Origin of the sequence: Acetobacterium sp. UBA5834 (assembly GCF_002435675.1) — a bacterium.
In the GTDB taxonomy this organism is placed as follows: domain Bacteria; phylum Bacillota; class Clostridia; order Eubacteriales; family Eubacteriaceae; genus Acetobacterium; species Acetobacterium wieringae.
In genome coordinates this window covers 20,001-31,052 of sequence record NZ_DJGY01000060.1, presented here as the reverse complement: position 1 = coordinate 31,052, position 11,052 = coordinate 20,001, and the positions used below count along the sequence as shown (strand labels likewise).

General features: G+C 42.1%; 11 protein-coding genes. 7 read left to right on the top strand and 4 right to left on the bottom strand.

The window, feature by feature from the left end:
* Nucleotides 1–32: 32 nt before the first annotated feature.
* The 3 genes from B3F51_RS11725 (at nucleotide 33) to B3F51_RS11715 (ending at nucleotide 1,980) form a co-directional block, all read left to right on the top strand.
* Entirely contained in the window at nucleotides 33–437 is a 405-nt protein-coding gene (locus tag B3F51_RS11725) for a response regulator (RefSeq protein WP_070372338.1), read from the top strand.
* An 18-nt stretch (nucleotides 438–455) separates the two neighbouring features.
* Nucleotides 456–1,292 (top strand): HD-GYP domain-containing protein, encoded by an 837-nt coding sequence (locus B3F51_RS11720; RefSeq protein WP_228883067.1) that lies wholly within the window; start codon nucleotides 456–458, stop codon nucleotides 1,290–1,292.
* Between the two features lie 166 nt (nucleotides 1,293–1,458).
* Nucleotides 1,459–1,980: a PadR family transcriptional regulator gene (locus B3F51_RS11715; RefSeq protein ID WP_070372336.1), complete on the top strand. Its 522-nt coding sequence runs from the start codon at nucleotides 1,459–1,461 to the stop codon at nucleotides 1,978–1,980.
* Between the two features lie 38 nt (nucleotides 1,981–2,018).
* On the opposite strand, the gene B3F51_RS11710 is transcribed toward B3F51_RS11715, so the two are convergent.
* The 3 genes from B3F51_RS11710 to B3F51_RS11700 form a co-directional block, all read right to left on the bottom strand.
* Nucleotides 2,019–4,172 carry an HD domain-containing phosphohydrolase gene (locus B3F51_RS11710; RefSeq protein WP_286947255.1) on the bottom strand — a complete coding sequence of 718 codons (2,154 nt, stop codon included), beginning with the start codon at nucleotides 4,170–4,172 and terminating at the stop codon, nucleotides 2,019–2,021.
* A 200-nt stretch (nucleotides 4,173–4,372) separates the two neighbouring features.
* The gene (locus B3F51_RS11705) at nucleotides 4,373–4,642 is read right to left on the bottom strand and encodes a zinc ribbon domain-containing protein (protein WP_242871631.1); all 270 of its coding nucleotides are present in this window, start codon (nucleotides 4,640–4,642) and stop codon (nucleotides 4,373–4,375) included.
* Nucleotides 4,643–4,889: 247 nt separating this feature from the next.
* Nucleotides 4,890–5,540 carry a TetR/AcrR family transcriptional regulator gene (locus B3F51_RS11700; protein ID WP_070372335.1) on the bottom strand — a complete coding sequence of 217 codons (651 nt, stop codon included), beginning with the start codon at nucleotides 5,538–5,540 and terminating at the stop codon, nucleotides 4,890–4,892.
* Nucleotides 5,541–5,787: 247 nt separating this feature from the next.
* Between B3F51_RS11700 and B3F51_RS11695 the strand changes: the two genes are divergently transcribed.
* The 4 genes from B3F51_RS11695 (at nucleotide 5,788) to B3F51_RS11680 (ending at nucleotide 8,582) form a co-directional block, all read left to right on the top strand.
* Nucleotides 5,788–6,339 carry a flavodoxin family protein gene (locus B3F51_RS11695; protein ID WP_084633746.1) on the top strand — a complete coding sequence of 184 codons (552 nt, stop codon included), beginning with the start codon at nucleotides 5,788–5,790 and terminating at the stop codon, nucleotides 6,337–6,339.
* Nucleotides 6,336–7,037 (top strand): hypothetical protein, encoded by a 702-nt coding sequence (locus B3F51_RS11690; RefSeq protein WP_286947246.1) that lies wholly within the window; start codon nucleotides 6,336–6,338, stop codon nucleotides 7,035–7,037. Before B3F51_RS11695 ends, B3F51_RS11690 begins: the two co-directional genes overlap by 4 nt.
* Before the next feature lie 87 nt (nucleotides 7,038–7,124).
* Nucleotides 7,125–8,162, top strand: coding sequence for a DUF4349 domain-containing protein (locus B3F51_RS11685; RefSeq protein WP_070372332.1), 1,038 nt, complete (start codon nucleotides 7,125–7,127; stop codon nucleotides 8,160–8,162).
* Between the two features lie 12 nt (nucleotides 8,163–8,174).
* The gene (locus B3F51_RS11680; protein WP_175440960.1) at nucleotides 8,175–8,582 is read left to right on the top strand and encodes a zinc ribbon domain-containing protein; all 408 of its coding nucleotides are present in this window, start codon (nucleotides 8,175–8,177) and stop codon (nucleotides 8,580–8,582) included.
* A 62-nt stretch (nucleotides 8,583–8,644) separates the two neighbouring features.
* Here the strand turns inward: B3F51_RS11680 and B3F51_RS11675 are convergent, their stop codons facing one another.
* Nucleotides 8,645–10,729: a carbohydrate-binding domain-containing protein gene (locus B3F51_RS11675; protein ID WP_286947244.1), complete on the bottom strand. Its 2,085-nt coding sequence runs from the start codon at nucleotides 10,727–10,729 to the stop codon at nucleotides 8,645–8,647.
* Between the last annotated feature and the right edge of the window lie 323 nt (nucleotides 10,730–11,052).

Genomic DNA, 11,052 nt, shown 5'->3' with positions numbered 1-11,052 from the left:
AAAAGCACAGCAAGTGAAAGGTAGGAATGAAGATGAAGATATTAATTGTGGAAGATGACATGGTAAGCCGACGCTTTTTAGGTAAATTTTTAGCCCAATATGGAGAATGTGATATTGTGGTGGATGGAATGGAAGCCCTTGATGCCTACCTCATTGCCATAAAAGAAGAAGATCCTTATGATCTGATTTGTCTGGATATAATGATGCCGAAGGTCGACGGGGTGAAAGTGCTAAAAGCCATTCGGGATTTTGAGGTGCAGCGGGGAATCCCGGCAGAAAACAGGGTGAAGATCATTATTATTACGGCTCTGGCTGATACGGAGTTTGTCAACACCGCCTTTGATCTGGGCTGTGAAGCATATGCAGCTAAACCGGTTGATACGGATAAGTTGGTTGAAGTGATGAATAAGCTGGGTGTGATCAAAGTCGATCAATAAGCCAAGATGGGTTGAAAAATGGGAATTTTAGAAGATCACATTAATAATTATACACGGTTTGAACAGCCCGCTGTTCAAAGCACACATCGCAATCATAAGCGGGAAAAAATTGGTAATTCATTGTCTCATTATCTGTGTGATCTTGACGAAAACATGACGGAGCAACTCAACCGGGATATGCTGGTGGAATTAAAAAATAACCTGAGTAATGTCTTGTTTCAAGAAGAATACACCTACACTCACGTCACTCAGTTTCTGGCGCATATGTACGAAAGTATCGAAGGTAACCCGATTATTCTGAAAGCCCTGGATCAGATCAAAAAAATGGATGAATATACCTTTACCCATAGTGTTAATACAGCTTTTTACTCCATGTTTATCGCCATGTGGATGGATCTGGATGAGCAGGATATCATCAATGCAACCCAGGCGGGTTTCCTACACGATATTGGGAAGATCTATATTCCGGAGGAAATTTTAAATAAATCTGGAGTTTTAACCCGAGAGGAATATGAAATTATTCAGCTTCACCCCCTTTACGGATATTCACTTCTCAATGAGTTTAGTGCGTTTAATCTCGAGGTTAAACGGGCAGTTCTTTTTCATCATGAACGGATTGATGCGAAAGGTTATCCGCTTTGTGCAACGGATGATTACGTGGGTCTATTGCCCAAAATAGTTGCTGTAGCTGATGTTTATGATGCGATGACTACGAATCGGATTTATAAAAAAGCGAAAAGCGCCCGGGAAGCCATCGATTATCTCAGTCATCAGGGGCGAAGTCAACTTGATAATCAGGTATTGTATTATTTCCTCAACAATATCCCCGTTTACGACTTCAAAATGTCACAATAAGGAATAATAACCTTAATCAGCAATAAGAACCTAAACTTGACAGGCTAATTGCGATAGTTTATGATGGAAACAAATGACATAACAAATTGTAAATTGTTGTTTGAATCGGGATCATGATTGGGTGAATAAAGTTGGAAAAGAAAAACAGTGCTGAAAGAAGGTCGTCATGTTAGAATTTGCAATTCTGGGGTTTTTATTGGATCGGGATATGACCGGGTATGATATTAAACAAATGATGGTACTACGTACCTCAAATTTTATCGATGCCAGTTTTGGCAGTATCTATCCAATGTTAAAAAGGCTGGAAAAGCTGGGATTGATTACGTTTACTGAAATTGTTGAAGGTAACCGGTTTAAAAAATTATATCGGATTACACCAGGAGGTCAGAAAAGGTTTTTGGAATGGTTGCAAACCCCATGTACGTTTTCTCCCTTTAACCTTGAGTTTCTGGCAAAATTATTTTTTTATAAGCATTTGAAAAAAAATGATGCAATCCTCAATATCGAACTTTTTAGAGGGACGGTACAGGATGCTATCGAAAAGTTGTCAGAAATTGAACGGACGATCAGTGATGGGATGGATCCTTTTGAATATGCCAGTCTTCAGTTTGGTCGAAGCTATTATGAGATGGTTTTAAACTGGCATGAAAAACTCATTGATGATTTGAAATTTACGGCACTGGAATAAGTAAAAAAACCGGGCATCTTTTATGGATGGCCGGTTTTTTATAGGCAATAATTATTTTCAGCCAAGACGCTTAAAAAAATATCGGCTATCGCGGGATCGAACTGGGTGGATTTACCGGCAACTATTTCTCGAATTGCAGCTTCCGTCGTTAGGGGTTCCTTGTAAGGTCGGCCATAGGTCATGGCGTCAAAGGCGTCAGCAATGGCAATAATACGTGCTGGCAAAGGTATCTGTTCTGCGCTTAAGCCTTTGGGATAGCCGGTACCATCATACCGTTCGTGGTGAACAAGAATGATATTAGCTAATGGAGCATAGTCGTTGAGAGAGCTTAAAATACTGAAACTGATTTCCGGGTGGCGGCGGATTTCCAGCCACTCAAAATCACTGAGCTCACCTGTTTTATCGAGAATTTCATTGCCAATGGCAATTTTTCCGATATCGTGCAAGGCTCCGGCGGTTTTTAATTCATTGATTTCTTCTTTGTTCATGCCCATGGCTGCGCCGATGAGACCACTGATATTACTGACGCGTTCGGAGTGTTGCTGTTCACGGGGCAGTTTTTCATAAAGGGTTTTCATGATAAACTGAATGGCTTCGTTTCGAGTGCTGTTGCGTTCGGAAATTTTGTACTGATACATTTTATTTTCGGCCGCCTTAAAAACTTCGGTGATTTCTTCGTCTGCCGTGGTTTTTACAGCCCAGCCGCTGGAAATTGAGATCTGTCCTGCTTCCAGGTGTTCATGGCTGAGTGCGGTATTGATCCGCTTGGCCAGCTCCTTGGCTTCCTGGATTTCGGTCTGGGGGAGCAGGATTACAAACTCATCGCCGCCGATCCGGGCGATGATATCATCGCTTCGGCTGATTGTCTGCATGGTCTGAGCAACCTTTTTTAATAACCGGTCACCGGCCATGTGTCCGAAGGCATTATTTGTGAGCTTTAACCCATTAACGTCAAAAATAAGCAGGGATAAAGGCAGGTTTCTGGGGGTGTTTAATCGTTTCAGTTCTTCATCAAAATAACGACGATTGTATAAGCCAGTGAGGTGGTCGTGAAAACTCAGGTATTCAATTTTTTCCTGTTTTTCTTTTTTGTCGGTAAAATCTCGAAAAACAATGACAACACCAGTAATTTGTCCGTCCTGATCTTTAATTGGCGCAGCACTGTCTTCGATGGGGATTTCCCGGCCATCCTTTGAAAGCAATAAGGTGTGATTGTTCAGTTCGATGATTAGCCCTTCTTCCAGCACTCTACGGGCCGGATTTTCGCAGCTTTCCCGGGTATATTCGTTGACCAGCTTGAGGACTTGGTCTAAAGGGAGGCCATAGGCCTCCTGTTGATTCCATCCGGTCAGATTTTCGGCGACCTTATTGAGGAGCGTGACACAGCCCCGGAAATCGGTTGAAATAACACCATCACCGATGGATAACAGGGTGGTTTGTAAACGCTCTTTTTCGATAAACAGCGATTTTTCCATCCGCTTGCGTCGGCTGATATCATGAATGCTGACCACAAATCGGGGGGACTCGTTATCGTTGATATAAAAAATTTCGGCTAAAAACCACCGTTTATCAGTAGGTACCGGAGATTTATATTCAAATTCCTGTTTTTGGCCAGTAGTGTGGGCGGCTTTAAAAACCACAATTATCTCTTCGCTTAAATCTTTGGAAAAAATGCTGGTAATATGGCTACCGATGATATTTTTTTTGGGAACAAAAAGGGTTGTTTCATCTTGTACGATCACATTGGTAAAATGGTAGTCCGTGCTGATTTCAAAAACAATATCATGAAGCGTCGTCAGTAGCAGGTTTCGTTCAGCTAAATCCCGTTTTTCTCGGGTGATGTCATTAAACAACGTTATAAAGTAATTCGTTTCGGGAGAATAGACTTGCACCCGGTACCAGCGGTTAAGTGGCGAAGAGTATTGCTCGATTTCGGCCGTTGTATGATTAAGTGCAATCTCACCATAAAAACGAATCCAGTCAAACCCGGAATCCCTGATTTCAGGGATAACAGCAGTCACGGTTTTGCCGATAATTTCTGCACCGATCAGTCCGGTTGCTGCTTCAAAGGCTCGATTGACTTCGATAAACTCGTAATCCACAGGAGTTCCTTGGGTATCACAAATAATTCGATGATATGCATAACCAACATGCAGATTTTTGATAATTCCATGATAAAAATCATTTGTCATAATCCCTGACCTCCTTTTAAAAATATGAATTTTGAAATTTGACGATTTGAGACGATGTCCGAGTCAAAAAATAAAAACGGATTGATATCACTATTATGCATAATTTTAATAGAGAATACAATAATTTATTAATAAAACAAGCGCAATTGCCAACAAAAAATTAATTCAATCATATCCTTTGGCAAATTGTTTAAAATGACTTAGTGAGTCTTCCATCTTTTTAAGGTCGGGAAAAAGTCTTCCATTTCTTTTCGGGCCTGAGCCTCATCAATTCCGGGCTTTTCTTTGAGAAGATAGGGTATACTCACTTCGATCATGCGTTCCTTGGAAATATTCGTTGTAAATTCGCCGTTTTTATAACAATCATCGCAATAGTCACAGCTTTTAGTGCCGTTTTTTTCAGTTCCATAGAGTTCATTCGTTTGGCCCATGGGCTTTCCGCAGCTTTGACACAGTTTTTCATTCATCATTTTAATCTCCTGTTCTTTTTTAAATTTTTAACAACGCAATCAATAATAGTTATTAAAAGAGACTCGCATGGCGATTGGCCGATGTACTTATGATGCTATTATACCCGCAGTTTCAGGATCAAAACAAGCAAATGCCACGGCCATCAAAAGGCTCTCACCCTCTGCGAGATACGGCTTAGAACGAATAAAAAAGAATGTTTCACCCTGATTTTAAGGATAGTGAGACATTCTTTTAAATACTAACGATTTATTTGGAAAGAAACTGAATTTGGCGGCAATCAATGGTTTTGGCAATATGAATTCCTTTATAAAGAAGGGTGGTAACAGCATGTTGATCAATGCCCAGTAATCGGGGAAGGATGCCATTTAGTAAAAAGACCAGCTCATCGATGGAATCATTAAGTGGTTTTTGAAAATAATTCAGAAAATACTCCCGGCGTCCGCCAAAATCGATGAATAAGAAGTTATCAAATTCGCGTTCGCTGACGACCAAATTGTATTCCTGGATATAGCCGCGATAAGTATTGCGGATAAAATCTCCGGCAATTCGATAGTTGGATGCTTTTTTCAGAATTTCAAAGTAAAAACGACGATTATTTTCATTGTTGAGGATCAGATCAAAATAGATATAACTCAATGTAGCGTGATGAAGAATTGAATTTTCCAGCCCATCAATGGACAGTGCACCCAGACACTGATCAATTTGCTGATAAAAATCCGAATATATTTCGTGAACAATATTATCTTTTGTTTTAAAGTAATAAGTAAAAAGACCAATGGGCGTATCAGCTGCCGTTACGATGTCTTTAATTTTGGTGTTTTCATAACCATATTCATAAAAGCATTTTTTTGAAATTTCATAAAGATGGTTTCTTGTCTGGATGCCTTTTTCGTACATTATTTACTCCTTGACTTTTATAATTGATACTATTCCTATCCTATCATATTTCAACTAAGATTTAAATCATAAAAATTATAATGGATATTAATTTTATGATTTTTTCTTTTGAAAAAGATGTCGAAATAGTTGATGTTTGTTGCGAGGTTTCAATTGGACCTGTTGACAAGATGAATAATATGTAATATATTACCTTTTATAAGAGGCTTTATTTATGTTAAGCGAGCTAGAGAGAGGCTAGATATTAATGAGAAGAGAGGAAAATATGATTACCATACTATCAGACTACACCAGACAGGAAGCTGGGGAAAGGCTTGAGCAAAAGTTGCGGGAGCGAAAAATTGAAACGGAATTGATTGCCATAGCGGATTTATACGTTGATCCGTGTTATAGTTGTGGTGGCTGTACCAACAAAACCTATGGGCAGTGCATCCATCGGGATGATGTCGACATTATTTTACCCAAATTGATGAGAACTGATGTGCTTGTAATGGTCACTCCGGTTAAATGGGGGAGCTATTCATTTAAAATGAAACGAATTTTTGATAAATGTGCTGTCATTGGTGATCGTCACTACTACTGTAAAAACGGCGAACTGGTCAAAGGAAAAATAGGGCGGGTTCATACCTTTGTCGCCATTGGTGTGAAGGCGCAATGGGACGACGAGGAAAAAAGAGCCTTTAAAAATCTGGTTGAGGAAAATATCAAGATTATGAATATCCGGGGCAGAGCGTATTTGGCGGATGACAGTAATCTCAGTGATTGCCTTGAAACGGTTGCGGAGGGGTTAAGTAAATGAAAAAAGCAGTAATAATAAATTTAAGCCCCCGAAAAGTTGGGACTAGCATGATGCTGGCCAATCATTGCAGGGAATTCTTGTTATCCCGGGATTATCTGGTTAAAATCACTCATTTATATCCCAACTTAAAGGATCTTAGTCCGGTACACGCGGCCATTAATGAGGCCGAGTCAATCATTATGATCGGCCCCTGCTACATCAATACTTATCCAGCCGATACGGTGTACTTATTGGAAGAACTTGAAAAAAACCAGAATAACCTTCATGGACAATGTCTCTATGCAGTTATTCAGGGTGGGATGCCTTATGTTCATACGCATGAATCGGGGTTAAAAATGTTGGAACTGTTTGCTGGGGAGAATGGTCTCTGTTATAAGGGTGGATTTGTAGTTGGAATGGGGGCGATGCTTAATGGCCAGCCTTTAAGCAAGCTCTTGAATGGAAAAAAGGCTGAAAAAATGTTTGGCCGTTTTCTGGAAAATGTGGCAAGGCAGGAGAAGTCGCCAGCGGCACTCTATCACGAAGCCCAGTTAAAAATGCCGGGATTGATTTACTGTATAATGGCAAAAATCATGAATCGCAAAATTGAAAAAGAGCGAAGGGAAAAGCAGGGCGATCAGAAAAAAAGTCCTTATGAAAATCCTGGACTCGATTCGCGGCATAACGGAAAAGATCGGACAATTGACTGTAAAAGATAAAAAAATATTTTGATGCATTTTCAATAAAAACAAGGGTAAAAAATAAAAAAGGATATTGATCTAAAAAAATATTTAGGAGGTGGGTTCATGGATCAGAAAAAAACGACTCAACGGCTGGCGGCTAAAAAAGAATCATCAGCTGATTTTAGGGGAGTAATCCCCAGGTTATTAAAAGCAAAGAAAAACTGGTTTTGGGGTATGGTTGTTATTTTATCCTGTCTGGTAATGGTTGTCGCCGGGGGATGTTTTAGTGGAGCAAATCAGGACAATAGTAAAGCCGGGTCTGATGAATCCATGGTTTCGGATCAGGTGACTGGTGAAACAGCTGATGCGGTGCCACTTCCGGAGGCAACCGCTAATGCCAGTACCCCTTTTGATACATCCAAAATTATTTATTCCGGAAACATCAGTCTGAATACGGATAATTATCAAGATACCTTTGAAAAAATCAGCAGTTATGCTGTGGAACTTGGCGGATTCGTCCAGGATTCCGGATCAAATTACGCTTCAGAACAGGCTGGTGTCCAGAATAACTCAGGCTTTTTGACCATCCGGGTACCATCGTCGAAATTTTCCGAAGCCATGACCCAGATCCAGACCTGGGGCAGTCCCATCAGTGCCAATGTCAGCAGCACCAATATCTCGCAGCAGTATGCAGATGTCCAGGCGCAGCTGAACAACCTGAAAATTGAAGAGGGCCGGTTGTTGGAATATTTAAAACAGGCAACAAATGTCACTGATATGCTGGCTATCGAAAGTGAATTAAACCGGGTTCGAACAGAAATTGACAGTCTGACGACGACCATTAAAAACTGGGATACCGAAATGGCCTATTCCACGATATATATTTCGTTGTATGAAAAAAGGTTGTCCGCTACTTCGGTTAATTCGCCATTTTCAGAAATATTTACAAAAATTGGCGAAGGGTTTGTGACGTCAATCAATTTGATTCTCTACATTGTGGCGTTTCTAATCGTATTAATATTTAGACTGATACCATTTGCTGCCATTGCCGGATTAGGGTTCTTTATATTCTGGAGAATCAGAAAGAAAATTAAAGGTAAAAAAGCTTCACAGCCAGCTCAGGCTAAAGCTGAAGACGATAAAACGGAAACCAAAAACTAAGGAGGTATGACAATGTTTTGCGAAAACTGTGGCAAACAAATTCCTGATGATGCGGCGTTTTGTACCCATTGCGGGGCAAAGCAGTTAGGAAAATCGGCTTCATCCCAAAGTGTCAGTAGTACGCAATCGCCGCAACCGACCAGAGCCAGTGCACCGACACCATCAGTACAGAAAAATGAGGCAACAGATCTGATTACAATGGGGCAGTATTTAATCATGTTTTTGATTACGGCGATTCCCATTGCCGGGATTGTGATGCTTTTTATTTGGGGGTTTGGCAGTGAAACGGGCCCCAACAAAAAGAATTTTGCCCGGGCGTATCTGGTGATGATGGCCATTGCAGTTGGTGCAGCAATTCTTATCAGCATTGTAATGGGAGCGATTATGGCGTTTGTTGTGAGTACCATGTATTATTATTAGATTAGAATAAAAAAAGATACCAGGAAACTGGCATCTTTTTAGGGATAAATTAAGCAGAAAGTTTAAACGGCTGTCTCTGTTGGCGGTGTCATCGGTGTGGTTCCCGGATCGGGTCTGTTTCCGCCGTCTGGTCGTGTACCGCCGGGGCCACCTTGGGTATTGCCGTTACTGGTAACCATGGCGGTTTGCTCGATCGAAACGGTTTGGCCACCGGCAGTCAAAGTGTAGGTTGATCCGACACTCATCTCAGGGGTGCTGATCACTGCCGACTGATAGGCTTTTTCGGGAGTGTAAGAAACCAGCACCTTGCCACTGGAATCTTTTAAACTGACCTCTGTACCGGCTGCGGCTTTTGCGGTGAGATTATAAAGAATTGAAGCTTGGGTAGAGGTGTTCGAAAAGCTCTGGGCCATCCCCGAGCTACCGGCAATCACGATGGTGCCGCCGCTGACATCAGCTGTGCCGTCGTAATCCAAAGCGCCTTCACCGTCGCTGGTGGGGCCGCTGACAAAGATGGTGCCGCCGGACACGTAAAGGTTTCCGTTGGAGTCAATGCCATCACCCGTCGTATTGAGTTTGATGGTGCCGCCAGCAATGGCGATATAGGCATTGGTATCTGCGGCCATCATTCCACCGCCGCCAGGTGTTTGACCACCACCGGGTATCTGTGCGGTTTCGGTTGTTTCGGTCGTTGCATTATCGGTGGTTGTTTCGCTAGCAGCGTTTAAACCGTCGTCAGTGGCGGTAACGTCGATGTCGCCGCCCTCAATGACAATGGCAGTGCCTTCGATCCCTTCGGTGCAGTTGCTGATCTTAAAGGTACCACCGGCAATATAGACATAACCTTTGGTGGTGTCACTGTCGTGTTTTGAGGTGAGGCCTTTGCCATCTGAGGATGAGATGTTAAAGACGCCATCTTTTATTTTTAAGGCATCCTTACCGTTTAATGCAGCTTTTACCGAGGAAATATTAAAGGTACCGCCGGTTATGATCAGATCATCCTTGGAGACAATCCCATGTTTATAATTGGCAGTAATGTTCAAGGTACCGGTTCCATTAATTGCTAAATCGGCTTTGCTGAATATAACCGCATCAACGGTGTTGTCATCGGTCTGGATATAGTCGCTGCCATCTGTCAGGGTATTGGTGGTACCCTCAGCCAGGGTGATAAAGACCTTGTCGGCACTCTTTAAATAAATCGGGGCACTGTTGCTGTTGTGGATGGTGACGCCGTTTAAGACCAGTTGAACCTTTTCGGTATCGGTCGTTTCGACCCGAATCTGGCCTTCGGTAAGATTTCCGCTCACGACATAGGTGCCTTCGGCGGTGATTGTGAGAATCCCATTTTCAGCCGTGGCACCGGCACCAGTTAGCTCGATGTCAGTGCCGTTAAAAACTGCGTGGGTAGCCAAACTTTCGTCATAACTGGCGTTTTGCTCACGATTTGAGAATTCTTTATCGATGACAATGGTTGAAGTTGGGGAGACAATGGCCGATCCGGGGCTGGTCGGTTTGACAGTCGCATTGTCATTGCTGCTTTCGTCATCAGAATCAGCGTTGTTCGAATCACTGTTGTCTGCATTAGTTTGGATAATCTGTACTTCCAGCGCTTCCAGCCGTCGACTCAAACCGGTCGTTCCCAATTCGGCACCGTCAGCAACCCATTCGGTGTCGCCCTGATCCTGAATATGACCGCAGTACTGAACCGAATATCCGGACAAGGCATTGCCGTCATCATCCACCAGGCGAATTCGGATCGCTTCGATGCGTTGGCTTTTATCTCTGGTTCCGGCAAACTCACCGTCAGATACCCAGTCCATCCAGCCTTCGTTTTGAACATGGACCTGATATTGAATGTGGGCATTTTCTGGAACAGTTCCGGTTAATTCAATCCAGAAGCCCTCCAGACGCAGCCCTTGGCCTTCGGTTCCCAATTCGGTAGGGCCCTGAATCCAGGCGTTGTCCAGGGGATAGTCACCGGTATTTTGAATATGGCCACGATAGGCCACGCCCATATTTGAAGCGACCGTTGTCAGCGTTGAGATATTGGTATCAGTTGTTTGGTCGGATGCCGCAAAAACGCTACCTGAAAAGGCCATTGACATCACGGTGAGTGCCGATAGTACCCTGATTGTTGTATTTTTCATAATATTCCTCCATTATCAATAGCTAGAATCGGATAGACCCTGCCAAATCATACTTATTTCATTAAGGATAATTGCCTTAGGTGTTTTTTAAGTGAACATACCGTGAGAAATGGATGAAATAAGTTAAGATCTGATTGGCAGGAATAAGCATTCGTTAAAAATTGAACACTTATAAATGAGAATAGCCTGACAATGTTAGGTAAAACGATGAAAATTTGATATAGAATGATTAAAATGCGAACATATGTATAAAAAATGAACGTTAATAAAATGATTAATGCTCAAAAAAATACTATTCATTGAGATCGTGTTCTAAAAAGCCC